This is a genomic window from Mucilaginibacter lappiensis (genome assembly GCF_900155965.1).
Classification (GTDB): Bacteria; Bacteroidota; Bacteroidia; order Sphingobacteriales; family Sphingobacteriaceae; genus Mucilaginibacter; species Mucilaginibacter lappiensis.
This window is the reverse complement of the sequence record NZ_FTMG01000001.1, coordinates 519,059-536,433: the sequence shown is the minus strand read 5'-3', so window position 1 is coordinate 536,433 and position 17,375 is coordinate 519,059. Positions and strand designations below refer to the sequence as shown.

18 protein-coding genes are annotated in these 17,375 nt (G+C 40.1%); 8 read left to right on the top strand and 10 right to left on the bottom strand.

Going from position 1 to position 17,375, the window contains the following annotated elements; translation table 11 throughout:
* Positions 1-75 precede the first annotated feature (75 nt).
* Genes BW976_RS02265 through BW976_RS02255 form a run of 3 tightly spaced genes read right to left on the bottom strand, consistent with a single transcriptional unit; the run spans position 76 to position 1,692 of the window.
* Positions 76-582 (bottom strand): DinB family protein, encoded by a 507-nt coding sequence (locus BW976_RS02265; protein WP_076369957.1) that lies wholly within the window; start codon positions 580-582, stop codon positions 76-78.
* A 12-nt stretch (positions 583-594) separates the two neighbouring features.
* Entirely contained in the window at positions 595-1,413 is an 819-nt protein-coding gene (locus BW976_RS02260) for a helix-turn-helix domain-containing protein (RefSeq protein WP_076369955.1), read from the bottom strand.
* 30 nt (positions 1,414-1,443) lie between these two features.
* Complete coding sequence (locus tag BW976_RS02255) at positions 1,444-1,692, bottom strand: hypothetical protein (protein WP_076369953.1); 249 nt, start codon at positions 1,690-1,692, stop codon at positions 1,444-1,446.
* Positions 1,693-2,019: 327 nt separating this feature from the next.
* On the opposite strand from BW976_RS02255, the gene BW976_RS02250 reads away from it, so the two are divergent.
* The 3 genes from BW976_RS02250 (at position 2,020) to BW976_RS29990 (ending at position 3,284) form a co-directional block, all read left to right on the top strand.
* Positions 2,020-2,388, top strand: a complete 369-nt coding sequence (locus BW976_RS02250) for a hypothetical protein (RefSeq protein ID WP_217696193.1) — start codon at positions 2,020-2,022, stop codon at positions 2,386-2,388.
* 613 nt (positions 2,389-3,001) lie between these two features.
* Entirely contained in the window at positions 3,002-3,184 is a 183-nt protein-coding gene (locus tag BW976_RS29875; protein ID WP_076369951.1) for a DUF4385 family protein, read from the top strand.
* 40 nt (positions 3,185-3,224) lie between these two features.
* On the top strand, positions 3,225-3,284 hold the full coding sequence (locus tag BW976_RS29990) for a DUF4385 domain-containing protein (RefSeq protein ID WP_139332192.1): 60 nt from the start codon (positions 3,225-3,227) through the stop codon (positions 3,282-3,284).
* A 15-nt stretch (positions 3,285-3,299) separates the two neighbouring features.
* Here BW976_RS29990 and BW976_RS02235 read toward each other — a convergent pair whose 3' ends face one another.
* The 4 genes from BW976_RS02235 to BW976_RS02220 form a co-directional block, all read right to left on the bottom strand.
* The gene (locus tag BW976_RS02235; protein WP_076369949.1) at positions 3,300-3,665 is read right to left on the bottom strand and encodes a response regulator; all 366 of its coding nucleotides are present in this window, start codon (positions 3,663-3,665) and stop codon (positions 3,300-3,302) included.
* Between the two features lie 24 nt (positions 3,666-3,689).
* Positions 3,690-6,011 carry a PAS domain S-box protein gene (locus BW976_RS02230; protein WP_076369947.1) on the bottom strand — a complete coding sequence of 774 codons (2,322 nt, stop codon included), beginning with the start codon at positions 6,009-6,011 and terminating at the stop codon, positions 3,690-3,692.
* 362 nt (positions 6,012-6,373) lie between these two features.
* Positions 6,374-6,991, bottom strand: coding sequence for a GNAT family N-acetyltransferase (locus BW976_RS02225; protein WP_245834602.1), 618 nt, complete (start codon positions 6,989-6,991; stop codon positions 6,374-6,376).
* A 51-nt stretch (positions 6,992-7,042) separates the two neighbouring features.
* Positions 7,043-7,579: a DUF5946 family protein gene (locus tag BW976_RS02220; protein WP_076369945.1), complete on the bottom strand. Its 537-nt coding sequence runs from the start codon at positions 7,577-7,579 to the stop codon at positions 7,043-7,045.
* 1,074 nt (positions 7,580-8,653) lie between these two features.
* Between BW976_RS02220 and BW976_RS28845 the strand changes: the two genes are divergently transcribed.
* Positions 8,654-8,965: a TetR/AcrR family transcriptional regulator gene (locus BW976_RS28845; protein WP_175614021.1), complete on the top strand. Its 312-nt coding sequence runs from the start codon at positions 8,654-8,656 to the stop codon at positions 8,963-8,965.
* Positions 8,966-8,992: 27 nt separating this feature from the next.
* The gene (locus tag BW976_RS28840) at positions 8,993-9,304 is read left to right on the top strand and encodes a hypothetical protein (protein ID WP_084192022.1); all 312 of its coding nucleotides are present in this window, start codon (positions 8,993-8,995) and stop codon (positions 9,302-9,304) included.
* 513 nt (positions 9,305-9,817) lie between these two features.
* On the opposite strand, the gene BW976_RS02205 is transcribed toward BW976_RS28840, so the two are convergent.
* Both BW976_RS02205 and BW976_RS02200 read right to left on the bottom strand, forming a co-directional pair.
* On the bottom strand, positions 9,818-10,546 hold the full coding sequence (locus BW976_RS02205) for a LytR/AlgR family response regulator transcription factor (RefSeq protein WP_076369941.1): 729 nt from the start codon (positions 10,544-10,546) through the stop codon (positions 9,818-9,820).
* Positions 10,543-11,580, bottom strand: coding sequence for a sensor histidine kinase (locus tag BW976_RS02200; RefSeq protein ID WP_076369939.1), 1,038 nt, complete (start codon positions 11,578-11,580; stop codon positions 10,543-10,545). The genes BW976_RS02205 and BW976_RS02200 overlap by 4 nt, the downstream gene beginning before the upstream one ends.
* Before the next feature lie 274 nt (positions 11,581-11,854).
* Here BW976_RS02200 and BW976_RS02195 point away from each other — a divergent pair, with 274 nt between their 5' ends.
* The 3 genes from BW976_RS02195 (at position 11,855) to BW976_RS29200 (ending at position 16,595) form a co-directional block, all read left to right on the top strand.
* Positions 11,855-14,266: a TonB-dependent receptor gene (locus tag BW976_RS02195; RefSeq protein WP_175614020.1), complete on the top strand. Its 2,412-nt coding sequence runs from the start codon at positions 11,855-11,857 to the stop codon at positions 14,264-14,266.
* Between the two features lie 486 nt (positions 14,267-14,752).
* Positions 14,753-16,303, top strand: a complete 1,551-nt coding sequence (locus BW976_RS02190; RefSeq protein ID WP_076369935.1) for a M61 family metallopeptidase — start codon at positions 14,753-14,755, stop codon at positions 16,301-16,303.
* A gap of 22 nt (positions 16,304-16,325) precedes the next feature.
* Positions 16,326-16,595 (top strand): hypothetical protein, encoded by a 270-nt coding sequence (locus tag BW976_RS29200; RefSeq protein WP_175614019.1) that lies wholly within the window; start codon positions 16,326-16,328, stop codon positions 16,593-16,595.
* Between the two features lie 363 nt (positions 16,596-16,958).
* Here BW976_RS29200 and BW976_RS02180 read toward each other — a convergent pair whose 3' ends face one another.
* A complete protein-coding gene (locus tag BW976_RS02180) occupies positions 16,959-17,348 on the bottom strand; it encodes a RidA family protein (RefSeq protein ID WP_076370618.1) in 390 nt (129 codons plus the stop codon).
* Positions 17,349-17,375: the final 27 nt, after the last annotated feature.

Here is a 17,375-nt window from a genome sequence, read left to right as displayed (position 1 = left end):
TACCAATTAATAGAGAATTGATCGTCTGAGGAATCTCCACCCAACTACCTGCAGGCATCATTGTCTATCGGTATCTTATTGGGATGTGCAGGAAGCGGACGTGATAAAATAGGTGGCCAAGTCAATGGATGAAAACTGGCTGAAGCCAGCCTGCCTTAACAGTGTAACTAACTGTCCGCGGTGGTAGGTGGAGTGATTCATGATATGGGCGAAGGTTTGGCAGTAGGGCATTCGGCCGACCCTTCCATTGGGGTAAACGAAAGTCACCAGCTCAGCCAGGTTGTCGCAATTTTCAATAAAGCGTTGCATGCCAACGGAGGCTTTTTGCCATATGGCGATGAGTTCTTGTTTGGAGCCCTGGAAATATGAGGAAAGATAAACCGGCTCCGGCGCTTTCGTCCAGAAGTCGATCCAGATCTGTTCCGCGCTGGCTATATGCACAGCGGTCTGTTGGACGCTGCTGAAGCTGCTGGCGTTGATTTGTTTCCATTGAGTTTCGCTGATGTGTTCGAGCCAGCTTATAGCTTTAGCGTTCGCCCAGCTGTTGTAAGCAGCTAAAGCCGTAAAATAGGTGTTGGTCATGTCTTTAATTCGTTAATTCGTTAATTGATACTGCTTGGGCGTAACGCCGTGGGCTTGTTTGAAAGATTGGATAAAACTGGAAAGATTCTCATAGCCAAGTTCATAATAGATGTCACTGGCTTTATAACCGCCTTGTTTGAGCAGTTCCGCCGCTTTCGCCATTCTTTTTTCGATCAGCCATTTATTGGGGGAGGTGCCGTAAATCTTAGCGAAGCGCCGTTTAAAGGTGGACAGGCTCATATTGCACAGAAAGGCTAGTTCCTCGACACTCACCGGCTGGCCGATATTGGCGTTCACGGCCTGCCGGATCTGAATTTCATCGCCGGCTTCCTGGCTGCTGTTGCGCAGCTTTTGTAATTGGCCCGGGCAGCTTTCGCCCAGATATAAAAGTAATTCATTGAGTTTAAGCAACTGCATACCGGCAGATAATGGTTTGTCCAGCATGAGATCCAGCGATCCGAGAAAGCTATGCAGAAAAGCGTCCTTTTCGAATAGCAGTACTGGTTCTTCTTCCAGTTTACTTGCTTTTGTCCGGAGCAGGTCCGGATGCGCAGTGAAAAAATCGGCAAGTATTTTATTATCAAATTTGATCAGCAGGCTCCGATAGGCACCGCCTTTGACGGCCGTCATTTCGCTCATCAGGCAATTGCCCGCGGAAAGCAGGAGGAACTGGCAGGGGTCGATAGTGATCGTGGAACCGGCGTAAAATACGGTCTTTTCCCCTTCCAGCAGGAAACTGAATAAGTTCTGCTGCAAAGTGACCCTGTTCTTGACACTGGCGACAGCGGTGTCGTAGCGAAAGATGGTGATAGGTACTTCGTCGGTTTTCATGTCCTGCTCATTTAATAAACCAAAGGTAGTTTATTTAACAGCAGGGGCTGATAGGGTAACGTTCAAAAAGTATCGCTTAACGTTCAAATTCTGTTGCTCAACAATAAAGCTATAATCTTTTGCAAGCTCGGGTACGATGAATGTTGCTTTCAGCAGATCCACTAACTTCCCTATAAATTCCATATAAAAGTCTTTCTCAACGATGTAGTTTTCAATGAGGTTGTACGCATTATCAAAATGCTTGTATATTAGTTTCTTGTGTGGAAATTCCGGAGCCATTGATTATCGCGTTCCGGAAAAAAGTTTAGAGCGTTCCGTTACACTTTGACCATGGCAACTTGCTGCTATTCTTGAAACGGCAGCCAAAAACGCTAAGATAATTAATTATGACTCTCGTCCGGTAATTGACAAAACCTCTGTGAAAATTGAAGAAACTAAAAAAGCTATTCTTGATAAATGGCATAGCATAAGTCCAGAGATCAGGCCAAGCAATCAAAAAAAGGAAAATGGAAGCGCCAAACCGTTTTATCTCACGCGGGACTTTGAATATTTGGTGGCGGCAAGTTCACACTGACGATCCTGAATTTCGCAAATCCTTATGGAAAGGTGCCGTTAGCCAGGATTGCCATTACCGGCCATATCAGTTGGGAAGGCGATCAACCTATTGCCGAAGGTGCTCAAAAAATGAATTTCACAGCAGATGAAGTCATCCCTTTGATACAGGGTTTTGCAGACATTCTCAATCAGATAGCCGTTAGCGGCTATGATAAATGGGAAGTAGGAAAGGTGCAAAGCATCTTTGGGAAATCCTTTTTACCTTTCGGTTTAGCCGAAGGGCAACATTTCAAAGAGTATGATTTGATCTACCTTTTTAAAGACATGCTTTTCTGGGGTGCCCGAAACGCCGAAGGACGTGGCTTCGACACAGAAGAAAACCGGCCTACGAATTTACAGATACCATTAACCCGGAAATAATAGCATTTTAAAATACACGCTTTTGAATGATTCTTAACCGTTCCAGTAAAAAAAATGTTAAACTACTGAAGACAGGATAGCCTTCAGCTTTTAGCTAAAGGCTATTTTCTTTGGGCCCCAAGGGAATCGGCCCCCTGATCTAAGCTGCCTTCAATTCACTCAAAAACTTCAAATCTTGAATTAATTGGTTCGAATTCCGTCCAGTCCGGGGATCATTGGATATTCCGAAGGTTTTGATCGGACAATTCCGGGCCATTTGGAACGCCAATTTGTGTAAATTAGAGATGAAGAGCATCTTTACCTACAACTGTTTAACATGATCAAAGTGTAGCATAACTATTTACCTTCTATTTCCGGTACCGGATGGTCATTGCCCTCAGAACGTCCACATTTTGGGACTATTTGCGAAATGCCTACAGTAGGGATGCTGGTTTAAAACTTGACCATTTCCTATTAAACGAAAATTTAACCAAACGGCCGATTGGCGCACAAGTTGATAAGCATGTTCGCGGATGGGAATATTCCAGTGACCATGCACCTGTATGGATAGAACTGCAAGATTAATCTATGAAGCCTGATACTCCCTCATACCTGAATTTTAAGATTGAATCCTATGCCTGGAAGCCGGATATCGATTATCGTGCGTAGCCAAATTTATCACGTTGGAAAAGGTGAACAAGGCGTTTTAATCTATGAGCCTTACGAAAGTGAAATTGGAATCCACTGGCGGTTCAAAACGCAGGTTATTGCTCAAGAAAGCAGCGAACAGATCTATGAAATGTCCCTGACCTATTAGACCGTCACGAGGTTGTTAACGCTCATATGGACGAAAACATTTGCATATAGATTTTTCGCGCGCCCGTCGGTATGCTAACTACAAGGGCGGTAAAAAGTAAATACCGGCCACAGGTTTAATTAACCAGATTTCGCTCGATTTTGTTTAGCAAATCATCAATATCAAAAGGTTTGGCCAAAAAATCATCTGCCCCGGCGGCTAAGGCAGAGCCTTCAATATCTCGGCTGGCTGAAATCAGGACAACCGGTAACTTATTGGTAGTTGGATTTTGTTTAAGCTGCTTACAAATATCTCTTCCGTCGATACCGGACATCCATATATCCAGTAGCAGTAAATCAGGAAGTTTGCTATTCATATTCAAAATTTCAGCGCCATCGGGTGTGCAGTAAACGTTATAACCTTCAAACTCCAGCATGATACACACTGCATCAAGGATGCCGGGGTCGTCATCGGCGATCATAATTGTTTTAATTCTATTCATTGGTCTAATTGAAAAAGCTATCCGTCATCCTATATAATCAGATCGGAGCGCCTTTGTTTTAGTTTTTAATGGCAAAGCAAAACAAAATGTTGAACCCTCACCATGCTTACTGGTTACCCATATTCGGCCACCCTCGCGTTTAATTATTTCTGATGAGATATATAAGCCCAGTCCAAGCCCCGGGAATGTATGCTGCATATCACCGCTCACCCGGTAAAATTGCTCGAAAACTTTATTCAGCTTATCTTCCTCGATTCCGATACCAAAATCTTCTATGCATAAGCTAACCTCGTTATTTTTTACCCCGGTATGTATAATGATCTTATCGGCGTGCGGGGAATATTTAATAGCATTGGTGATCAAATTAGTGATGACCTGGCCAATACGCTCTTTATCCCCAAAAACGACCCCGGTTGGGAAGAATTTCTCTATTAATTTATGTTTCTCTGTAGTTCTCTGCAAGTCTTCAACCAATTCCTTTACAAGGTCATTAAATTCAAAGTCGCGGTCGTTAAATTGCAGTTTGCCAGAATTAATTTTGGTAACATCAAGCAGATCGCCGATCAAGCTCGTTAGCCGGTTCAGTTGCCCGTCCATTCGGCTAATCATTCCTGCCTCCTTGGTTTCGCCTTTTTTCAGCAGCATTCTTTCAAGCACCTGGGTGTAGGCTTTGATACTGGTCACCGGCGTTTTTAATTCATGACTGGCTATACCAATAAAATCATCCTTTTGCTGTTGCAAATTCTTTTGTTCGGTAATGTCAACACAAGATCCGATATACCCGGAAAAAGTTCCATTGTTCCGGTATTGCGGTCTGCCGGTCGCAACGCACCAGTGCTTAGTGCCATCTATGTGATTGATTCGGAATTCTACTTCATACAAGTTTTTATTGGCTAAGTCTTCAAGAAACTTTTCCCCAGCTCTTTTCCTGTCTTCCGGGATAATTGAATTCAACCATCCGTTCGCAAGATTTTCTTCATAGCATAAGCCCGTCCAATCGATCCAGGTCTGGTTAACATAGGTTATGTCCCCCTGTTCATCGCTCATCCACAAGCCGGTAGGCGCGGCAGTGGTAATATTTCTTAATAATTGCTCGCTATCAGCTACCAATGCCATCAATTTCTGCTGCTCTTCCTTGGCCTGCTTTTGCGCTGTAATATCTAATAGTGTGCCTAATATGCGCATGGGTTTTGACGCTGCATCATAGTATACCTTGCCTTCTACCCTGGCCCAGTGTACAGATTTATCCGGCCAGATCACCCGTGATTCATAAAATAACTGACCGCTGACCACTGCCTCTGCGTGCGCCATATTGCGTAATTTAATATCGTCGGGATGAAAAACACTAACATAATCAGCCCGCGGAACGGGTGCATCAAATCCAAATATATTTGCAAATATTTTCGTTGTAATCATTTCACCCGTTTCCAGATTTAAATCATAGGTCCCCAAGCCAACCGCATCAACTGCTAATCTTGCCCGCTCCTCAGCTTCCTCTACTAATTGTTTAGCAGTAACCTGTTCGGTCACTTCCGTTGCTACTGCAATAACGCCGCTGATTGTTCCGTCGATCTCACGATAGGGTTCATAAACGAAATCAAAGTAAACTGTTTCCAGTTTACCATCGCGCAGAAGAGAAGCAGGATATCCTTGCCCCTTAAAAGGCGACCCCGTTAGCCTAACCTGCTCAAGTAACTGATCAAACCCTTGTCCCCTGATGTGCACAAGCACATCAAAGATCGGCTTGGCAAGCATTTCTTCTACTGTCCTGCCATAAATTTCACAAAGCGTTGGGTTAATGAGATCAACAACAAATTCAGGTCCGCGGAATATGGCGATTCCAACCGGGGCTTGCATGAATGTAGAATATAATTGCTGCCGGTGATTTTTAAGCGCTTCCACACTGGCTATCTCTTTTTCCCGGAGTTTGATCAACTCGGTCACGTTAGCCGGCGAATGAATGAGATAGCTTACATTTTCATTTTCGTCCAATACCGGCGTATTAGAAGTTGTCCAGTACCGCTCTTCGAATTCGTCGGTGCCCCTGATCGGGATATCATACCTGTAATCACTCATGGTATGGGGCATTTTGGTACGGATAGCTTCCTCGAAAGAAAAGATAGTCATCCTGATATTCTCAGCCTCCTCATCCGATGGGTTAGCCGGAAAGGCTCCGAATACTGATTTCCCAACCAATGCCTCGCGGGTACTGTTAGTAGCTATTAAATAGGCATCATTGACATCGAGGATTGTATACAAAGGAGCATCAATATCAATCAGCAGTATGGCTGCAGAAATTTTATTAAAAGTTGCTTTATACCCGGTTTCCGGAATTAATTTCGACATGACTTAGTTTATTATAACTTGATTTATAACACTAAAGACAATTTTCAGGTCGCTAAAATATTAAATTTTATGAATAATCAATATTCATAAAATTGTGATAGTAATTCCTCCCAATTTTTTAACAACCCGATAAGTTTTGCTGAAATATTTTATCTGATTATCCCAATAAGTTTTGTTGATGCACCAACCATGTAAAAAAACAAAGTCGTATCACCCTTGCCATTATCGGTGAAAGCAATGTTTACACCCAGGTCGCTAATTTTCTTTGGCGTGCCTACTGAAGATTAACGTCCTTTTGGTCGCAGGATATTTGCAGCCCTATAAATAAGAGGATAGTTAATTTTTAAGATTTCATCAAACTACTATATCAATTTATAAATAAACTCCTCAATCTCGGCATTTCTTGCATTCGCAAATCCTTTGTCGGTGCCTATTTTTTCAAATCCGCATTTTTCCATTACCCGCTGTGAAGCAAAATTGTCAAACGCCGCGCTGCCGAAGATCGGCCTCGTAGTTTCAATGATTAGGAATTCTTTAAATGCCTGTGTGGTGACTCCTTTTCCCCAATATGCTTTGTCTATCCAGTAGGTGATGTGGGCTTCGCCTTCCATATCAAACTTAGCGACGCTGCCCACAATGTTGTCGTTCACAAAGATGGTCCGCATGGTTGTGGTTGGTTTGCTTAGGGCGTTTGATATCTTATCGATATAAGCTTTTTTGTCTGCAGGATCTTTAGGGGTAAAGGCTGCCAGGTAAATTGCCTCATCATCAAGCTGAAATTGAAAGAAATGCTCAAGGTCGGCAATGTTAGTTGGTTTTATGATTAATCTATAGTCGGTAGTCATGGTTTGTTCTCTTTTAATGAACAACAAATTGAAAGCGATGGAGTAATAAGCAAGAATCTTACGGGTTTGCCGTTTTGTGATACCGGCTGCCATTTGCCCTAGGCCTTTTTGGGCAACATCAGAAAGGTTTGTCATAAGTTTCCTCACTTCTATGTTATCCGATTGTCCAAATATATGGCATGCTCATTATTTCCATACTGATTCTTCAAATTCATCGGCAATGCCAGCAACGATTTTGTGATAAACAGCATATACCTGATAGACGGAGATTGCCCATTCATGTATTATTTTTATTAATTCACTTGCATTTTTTGCATTCTGAATATCACTTATAGTTATTAATCCTCTTTGTCCGGCTGAGGGTGGACTTAAATATTCATTGCTGTTATTTTTTTTATACTTCTTTAGAACATCACTTAGAATGGGCGTCTTTTTATAATCCCAAATAAATTTTCTTTCAATTATTAAATGTAAGCGAGTTAGGTGAAGGTGATTATTCCATCGTCCATGCACCTCTGAATGTTGTAGTGCATGGCTGTCCACGCTTAAAAATCGAGTAATATACACTTCGGGCTTGCTAAGGTCTAATAAATTAAGCGCTTGACTAAAAAGCTCAAAACACTTATAGACACCAGCTTCAACTGGTGCATGACAAAATTGGCATGGCCCACTGTGCAATAATTTTATGCCATTCTTTTCAGCTTGCTCCACAAATGTTTTCATAACGATGATTTAACTTATTTTAAATAATTTCGATTCCGGTATGGTCTCATTTTTATATCGCGGGCCGGCTCAGATTATGTTATTTAACTGGACGTTCCGTAGGCCTTGACCAGGCGATTCCGTGGCATTTAGAGCAGCGCCTTGTGTTTATCACATTAAAAAATGGCAACTATTAATCAGTGATTTGATATGGTCAAAGTGTTGCAGAACTATTGGTCCGCGATTTCGGAATGTTATGATCCACGGCTCCGGAATATCCACCCAATTTACCTTTCCTCAAAATCAACTATAATTTTACTTTTATCATTCTTTTGGAAAATAAAATAGTTGGTTGTCATTTCTACGATGCGTTGGTTTTTTAGATAAACTATGAATTCTATCCTTCCAAATAAATTTGTCGATAATGATTTCCTGGTCAGTGATGTCCTTTAAAGAATGGGTAAAGATTTCCTCATGCATTATGATGGGTTTTGTTCAAGAAAGGACAAATTAACGAAATAAGAGGCTTCTGCCTGTTTTGAAGTCGGTCAAATTTTATCTGCACTCCTTAGCCTGAAGGATTATAAACAAAGTACTCCCAACTCCGCCATCATTTAATCAATTTATTTTACTTAAAGGATTTGAAACCCCATTATGGACATTTTTTTGTTTTTCATGCAGCGTTATTTAAATAGGTTGTTGTGATAACAACGCGCTGTTTTTTGTTTCGCAGAACATAGATAAAATGCCATAAAGTACAAAAAAAAGCTATTTTTATTAATGTGTTATGATAATAAGAAAAAGTAATTTCGATGATAATCTTCATCGGTAAATAGCAAAACCAATTATAGTTCTCTTACAAACGGTATTATTCCGTAGCCACTAAATATGGCAGTAATATTATAATCTGTGAGAAGGCATCTTATGGTTTAGCTCACCAAACTATCTATTATCTTCCGGCGAACAAGGTGATCATTGTGATGAATGTGAAGACTTTAGATTATTTATTCATCCGGACTTTCTTGGATATCCTAATCCTACACCGCCAATCAATTTCTGAAGGAAATCAGATTTATGTATACCAGGCTACACATTATGGAAAATAAAGACAACCCTAAAATTATCAGAAACAAGGAGCTCACGAAACGAAAATTAATTGACGCGGTTGGCGAAATTTTTCGCAAAGAAGGTCATACAGGCTTAGGGGTCAATAAAGTAGCCAAACAGGCTGGGGTAGCTAAAAAGCTAATCTATGATTATTTTGAACGGGATTTTGACAACCTGGTAGAAGCGTATATTTTAGAAACAGATTACTGGCTGACTTTTGCTGGTAGTGTCCAGGAGCTAATTGATAGGAGATCTTTTTCAGATAACCAGAAGCTGATTACTGATATACTACAAAATTAATTCCGATACTTTTTCCTGGATAAACAAATGCAAAAGCTGATCATGTGGGAAGTTTCCACCAACAGTCCATTAATGCGGAGTATCCATAACGTAAGGGAAACTATGGGCCAGAAACTGTTTGAATTAACCGATCAGCATTTTGTCAATACTGGCGTCAACTTCCGGGCAGTGGCGGCACTCTTGGTCGGCGGTATATATTATACAATTTTACATACCCGGTTTAACGGTGGGATATTTTCAGATATTGATCTTGCAACGGAAGAAGGTAGGGATGAAATGCTAAAAGCGATTGAAATGATCGTTGACTGGGCATATCAGGCGGGAAGTAAAAAGAATTAAATTTGGCTTGTTCGAAGAAAAAGTAGTCAATGCTTATTGGAAGTAAATTACACCTATAAAAAGAATAGTTTATTTTTTTCATCCCCGTTGATATCCACTCGCGGTTGCGATAGATGTTTAAATAAATGAGTTCTTTTTTAAGCTTTTGCTCTTTTTCACCCCAAAGTTCAGCACTTTCACCTCATTTATTTTACAGGCCAAAAAAATCATCTTCCATTTGAATAAACAAATAAAAAATGGAAGAGTCATGTAGAAAACCAACAACTTGTGGCTTCATCAAAAGGTTCCTGCCGCACGCGGTCACAGTTTGGTCAATTATAAATATTTATAGTTGGCTCGAGTATATCTATAAAGTAAAGTTTGACTTGGCGTATATTGTTAATCTGGATGGCTCATTTGTAAGCTTTGCCGCTAGCGTTATCAATCACAATATAAACCAACAACTTATTCTTTTGGTACTGTTGATAGCAGCCTCGCTGTAATCAACTTTCCGTTTGTTTTAAAAGGAAGGGTTTAGCCAATAATTGTATTTAACTTTCGAGACACCTCTTTTAAGTAGGTGCTTCCGATTGAAATGGTATCTCCTCCCATGGTTATTTCTGCCGCTGTGTAAGCAGTTATATGGCTTAAAGAAACAATAAACGAGCGATGTACACGCATAAACTGCGTAGCAGGCAACTTCTCTTCAAAATATGTCATTGTTTTATAAGTCACTATTTGGCTGTTGGTCGTATGTACTTTAACGTAGTCCTTCAAACCTTCAATATAGATGATATCTATTAGCGGGATCCTTACCATTTTCTTGTCCGATTTCACATAGATAAAAGCATCATTAAACGAGGGGTTTTCTGCTTTGAAATTCTGCTGGCGCTTATAGTCCGGATTACTCCTCGTCTCAAACTTATCGATAGCTTTGAGTAAACGTTCAAAAGTTATTGGTTTAAGAAGGTAATCGATCACGTCAAGTTCATAACCCTCAATCGCATATTCAGAATAAGCGGTAGTGATGATCACAGCCGGTGGGTTTTTAATGGTCCGCAACAAGTCTATTCCTGTTAGATTAGGCATTTGGATATCAAGAAAAAGCAGGTCGACATCGAAGCCTTTGATTGCATCATATGCCTGCAGGCCTGTTGCACAGGTAGCCAGGATATTAATATTCCCTAACATACCTAAATGATTTAAAATCACATTCCTGGCAAGTACTTCATCATCGGCAACAATACAGTTGATCTTTCTCATAAACTTATTTTTAACTCCACTGCAAAAGTTTCATTGGTTTGTTCAATATTTAACAAGTAGGCATTAGGATAAATCAGGTCAAGCCTGCGTTTAACATTATAGAGACCCAAACCACCACCTTTATTGGGGATTGAAGGTGTATAACTGTTTTCCACCTTCAGGAATAGTTGATTACGGATGACCTGCAGATCAATGGTGATCCAACCCGAGCTGTTACCGATGCCGTGTTTAAATGCGTTTTCGATAAAAGGCAATAATAATAATGGTGACACCATTTTTCCATCCATGTCGCCGGAGTGCTGGAAAGACAGATCCAGTCTGTCGGTGAACCGCATGTGTTCAATAGCAATATAATTTTCTAGGTGGATTATCTCATCCTTTAATAATACTTTGATTGCGGTGGCATCATAAAGCATATAGCGCATCAAGTCTGATAGGCGAACGACTACGTCCGATGCTTTTTTCGAAACAGGCAGGGTCAATGAATAAAGGCTATTGAGGGTATTGAAAAAGAAGTGTGGATTGATCTGCGCCTTTAACAAGTTCATTTCGGCAGTGAACCTTTCCTTTTCGACTTCCCTTAGCCTTTTTTCTCGCTGACTTGAATCCCTCATCAATTGCAATACGAGCGTTACGGTCAATACGGGGAGATTTGTAAATGAATCTTTAACAATGCGAATCCATATCCAAAATTCTTTAGGCTCCATGCTTGTAGGATCAAGATAGCGCTCACGGGGAAGCCACAGCCACCACGAAAAAAAACGTCCTGCCAGTCCACCAAAAAGCAAAAGGGCAAAAAGCCAAAATGTATATTGAATATACCTTTGGCTTTTATAGTAGACAGGCATTAGTAGATATAAGTTTACGTAAACAACAATAACTGCTACTGGTAAGTCAGTAAGTGTTGAAATCGGCAATACAAAACGCCAGGAATCCCTGTGCCTTCCGCCTTCATCAATAGCTATATAGAAAATATAGGCGATCCAAAAGAGCAGGTGCCGCCCAATCGTCTTGTAGTGGTCATTTTTATGCATTATACAAATTTGCTCATAAAACTTCATGTGGCTATTTTCTTTCGACGTTTGGTGATTTCAGAGCCGTTAATAGATAAATATACACTGCTTTCTCAGTTCTTCCACATCGAAAACGCTATTCACGGCTGATCTTACCCGTACGTCTAAATAAAAAAAAAGTATCAGGAATGCCTCATTTCTTTGGGGTATGAATACTTTTTTTACCCAAATCCGCGTGCAAATTGAAGTTCTTATATTACAGAAGAGCACTCATCTAGCATTTGTTCTAACGCTTTTGTTCTCCTTTGTTTTCAACTGTACTTTTGCGCAGTCAGTTAATAAAGGACATATCACAGGAAAAATTATCGACTCGGTCACTAACACGGCTGTTGATTTCGCTACAATCAGCTTATTCAAAATTGGTATCGTTACCCCGTTTATCAGAACTAGTGCTGATGAAAAAGGGACGTTTACTTTAACAGGCCTACCTGAAGGTACGTATCGCCTGACCGCTGGTTTTTTTGGTTACCGGATTAAAACAGTTGAAAATATTCTTATAGGAGCAAAAACCGCTAACGTTTCTTTGGGAGCGATCATGATTACACCTGTTCAACATCAGTTAAAAGAAGTAACCATCCAGTCAAAAGTTCCCATATTAGAAAGCAAGATTGATAAACTGGTTTACAATGTCACTTCTGATCTTACCTCACAAGGCGGTACGGCCACAGATGTGCTGACAAAAGTCCCGATGGTATCGGTAGACATAGACGGTATTGTAGAATTGCAGGGGAATGCCAATGTAAGGTTTCTGATTAATGGCAAACCGGCGAGCATATATGGCTCAAGCATAACCGATGCTTTACAAACTATTCCAGCCAGCCAGATCCAGAGGATTGAGGTGATTACCAGCCCCGGCGCAAAATATGACGCAGCGGGGACTGCTGGCATTATTAACATCATTTTGAAGGACAATAAGACTAAGGGAGTAAACGGTAGCGTCAATATTTCGGCCGCTACACGATTGGAAAACGGTTCTGTTAACTTAAATGTGAAGAATAATAATTGGGGTATAAGTACCTTCTTCAGCGGCAATGACCAACTAAACTCAAATATTGTCAACACTGCTGACAGGCTATCATTCAATGCCGCAAAAGATACCATGAACAGATACCTTCAGAAACGGTTCACGCCATTTTCAAGAAATGGTTACCAATCCGGTTTTTGCTTCATCTGGAACATCACCCCGAAAGATGAACTGACCGCGACAGTCGGCATCAATCACATTATTACCCATATGACGGGAAGGACGGCTCAGGACCAGCAAACCTATCTATCATCAGGTATTGTCTTATCAGATATCGGCAGCGAGCGCATATCCGCTACAGATTTCGGCGAAAATGCTGACAACTGGAGTTTGAACTACAAAAAAACTTTTCGGAAATCAGGGCGTGACTTAAACATATTGTATAGTTCCAGCTATTCGAAAAATACAAACTATGATTCTCAGATCACCAACTACCTGAATGGTGGCTACCCAAGCAGCGGAATCCAAAGCAATAACCCTGGAAATGATCGTGAAACAGATATTTCAGTTGATTACACCGAGCCAGTTGCAAAGGGCTTTCAAATAGAAGCAGGACTTAAGACCGTATTGGAAAATATAAATAACAGTGTAGTTACGGATACCTTGTTAAATAACGGAACTTTTATCAATGATAATGGCCAGACCTACAAGTTTAATTTTAAGCGAAATATTTATGCCGGGTATGTTTCCACTTCCTTTTCGTTATTTAACGACTTTTTAAACGGAAAGGCCGGCATACGTTATGAACGTACGGACACACATTCTGATTTGTTGGGTATTCACATTCCTATTGATAACATTTGGTCACCGAATCTTTTGGTACTGCACAAACTAGAGGAAACGCAATCGATCAAGTTTGCTTACACCTACCGAATAGAACGTCCTGATTATGATGATCTGAATCCGTTTCTGGACATAATCGATCCGCATAATATCGCCACCGGAGAACCGCTGTTGAAAAATGAAATCGGTCATAAATTTGAGCTGGGCTATAACAAAACATTTGCAAACAATAGCAGTGTCTACATTGGTGGTTTTTATAGCTATAACAATAATGATATCCAGTCCTTTACCACTTTTTATCCGGTTTATACCGCGAACGGAAGCAATTATTACAATGTATCGCTTTCAAAAAGTGCTAATATTGGCTCACAAACAATAGTAGGTATCAACCTTTCGGGTTCAGCAACAGTTACAGAAAGGCTAACCCTTCGCACGGACATTTTACTGCTGTCCAAAAACAACAGTGTTCCCGGATTGCCCAGCGTAGGTGGTTTTTCCTATAAGGCTAATTTAAATGTTACCTATAGATTAAGTGACGGCCTTATTGCCGAGGCGTTCGGTATAATAAACTCCAAAAGAACCGATTTTCAGAACATCCGTCCCGGTTCTTATATTTACACCTTTGCTGTAAAGAAGCAATTGTTTGATAAGAAAGCAAGTTTTGGATATACAACTACGAACCCCTTTAATCAATATATAAACCAGTATTCAAGTGCTTATGGCACCGGTTTTACACAAACCAACTTAAGACAAAAAACATTGCGATCCTTTGGTATTACTTTAAGTTATAAATTTGGAAAGCTCAAGACGAATGATGGTGACAACGATGCTAAAACTTAAAGCGTCGCCGAGTAAATTAATAGCTATCAAAATAACGGGCACAGCAGGATATTTTGTAAGCAATAAACGTTTCGCGAGCTTGGTATTTCAACCCATACTCATTTATCAGGCCTGGAAGAGCATCTGGAAAAGTTAACCGCATTACGGATAGAAGTAGCCTCCTGAAATCAGGCAGATAAACAGGATAGCTGCACCCGCCGGTGAGTTGGGAAGGGGCCTTAAAAATAAATTCCATGGATACAGCCCAGCCATAAAACACGAGTCTGCTATAACTTTTTTAGCCTTTGAATTCTCGGAATTTTAATAAAGCATACCTTATAGTTAACAGGCTATTGAAGGTTAACCGATATCAATATTTAATGTTTTTTAAGTTTCATTAATATTACTTCTGACTAGCTTTGCTTTATGAAAATTTACTTATCGCCGCTGGATTTCAATCTGTTTGCGAAAGAGCTCCACAAACCCCAACTTGAACTACTATATTAAATGAAAAACTCAATTTTATGCTTCATCATTGTAATAATTACCGGATGTGCTTCTTTAAAAAATAAGCCATCATACCAAACGGAAATAACATACAAGTATTCCATAAACCTGAATAATTTAAAAAACAATCAATTATCGGTTCAACTTAACGTGAATGGGTTTAAAGACGATACCGTTCAGTTTTGTTTTCCTAAAATTATCCCCGGTATTTACAGCGCCGCTGACTACGGGAAATCCGTTGAGAAAATCAGCTTTAAAGACAAACAAGGTAACCTGCTGTTAAATAAAAGAATAGATGTAAATCGGTGGGAGATTTATGGCTCAAAAAAATTGACCGGGGTCAGCTATACCGTTAACGGCAACTGGGAGGAGTTTAATCATTCAAAGTGGACCGGAGAATATTATATGACTGAATCCAGCTTTAAAGACAGCTGCTTCGTAATCAATCATAACACCATATTCGGTTATTTTAAAAAATTCGAGAAATCTCCGTTCGAGATCCAGGTTAGCAAGCCCGGATATTTATATGCTGCTACCAGTTTAAAATCATCCATGACACCGCTAAAGGACGTATTTTATGCCAGATCATATAACCAGTTGATAGATAACCCGGTTTTGTATGCTATCCCCGACACTACAAATATCACGTTGCCGGGGATCAATGTGCAGGTGGCCTGTTATTCAAACAGTGGTAAACCTATGTCAAAAGAAATAGCAAATTATATCAGGCCATTGCTAATTAATCAATCTAAATATTTAGGTGGAAAATTACCGGTATCCAGGTATACCTTTATTATCTACCATAATGAACGAAAAGATTCAAAAAAGGTCATGACCCAGGGCCTTGAACATGCCAATTCCACACTGATTTTACTAAACGCACCACTGGATATGGCTGCATTAAAAGAATCTGTTTATGGCACAGCCAGTCATGAGTTTTTTCATATTATCATGCCGCTTGGCATACATTCGTACGAAATTGCTGATTATGACTTTAACGACCCTAAATTTTCCCGGCATCTTTGGCTTTATGAAGGAATGACGGAGTACTTCACCATTCATATGCCCATAAAAAACAAATTGATCTCCCTGGATGATTTTATTGAGGTTATTGAAAATAAGTATAAGGCAATGCAGAAATACAACAATGATATTTCCCTGGTAGATTTTAGCTTGAACTCTATGAAGCTGGACGACCAGTACCTCAATATCTATCAGAAAGGGCCGTTGCTGAATTTATGCCTGGATATTCGTTTAAGAGAGCTTTCTGACGGAAAATTTGGCGCCCAGGATCTGGTGTTCGCTTTGCTGAAAAAATATGGCCCGGATAAAGCATTTAAGGATGATCAGTTGTTTGATGAAATCGTAAAGATCTGCGGGTATCCTGAAATAGGCGGTTTCTTTGAGAGATATGTAAAAGGACATGAAGCATTGCCGCTTGAGGAAACATTGAAAAAGGTTGGGTTGAATATGAAAGATGGTAAAATCACAAAGAATGAAAACCTCACAGACGAACAGAAAAAACTGCGATACGCATGGATAAATCAATAAATATTATGATCAATTTCGTTTTATGAAATGGTTATCTAATCGTTACACTTACCCTATGGTGATCCTGGTTATTGCGGTAAGCATTGTTTTACAACTTGCCTGGCTTAACCAATTATACCTTTCACAGCGGGACCAGGCGAAGCGCGATTTGGAAGAGATGGTGGGCCAGACTGCAAAAACAGGAACTTATTTAAGTGCGCTACACGGTCATGAAGGCAATAAAAATTTCAGGGCTTTTTTCCTTTCTCCGGAATGGTTACAATTCAGACAAGCGTATAGACAGTATGTATAATGGCAACAGCATGAACGTATTCATTACACATTTACGCAGGATGCTAAGTGATGATCCCAACGTGAAAATTATAAGTATCAGGAGTATAGGTTACAAATTGATTTGCTGAGCTATTAATTGCATTTCTTGTTTTAAATCTTCCATAAAGGTTTGGAAATGTGAATAAGGATTCAAAAAAAGCCATACCCTTGTTAATTAACAAATTATCTCGCTAAAAAAGCAGCTTAACGGCCTTTTCTCAAATTTTTCACGGCTCTGAAAAATAATCCCAGGCCGATCAACCCCCAATAATATACTGCAAAATAATAAAGAGGCTATCCTTTTGAGATAGTCTCCTCTAATGCACTACAAGTCTTTAGTTCACTATTTCACCAAGGTAGCCTCCAGCTCCACTTTCAATGTTTCAAAAAGGCTTTTCACTTCCAACAAAGTAAGCGTTTGTTTAATATTATGTTTAGCTATCCAATCTTGAAAAATATGGAAGTGCGGCCAAAGCTCGGCCTTTGAAGTCGTATAGATATTTAAACGCACAATGTCTTTGCATTCGTATCCAGCTTTGCTGATAACCTGTTCCAGGTTCTGTAACGCCTGATTTAATTGAGTTTCCATGTCTTCGTTACTTGATATTCCATCAGCGTTTATGGCCGTCTGCCCCGAAATATACAGTGTGCTTTCTACATTTTTTACTTCAACGGCTTGCACATAACTGCGTTTGTCCTGCCATTGCCAGGGATTAATGATTTTTTTTTTCATTTTATTGTCGTTTTGAGTTTGCGCCAA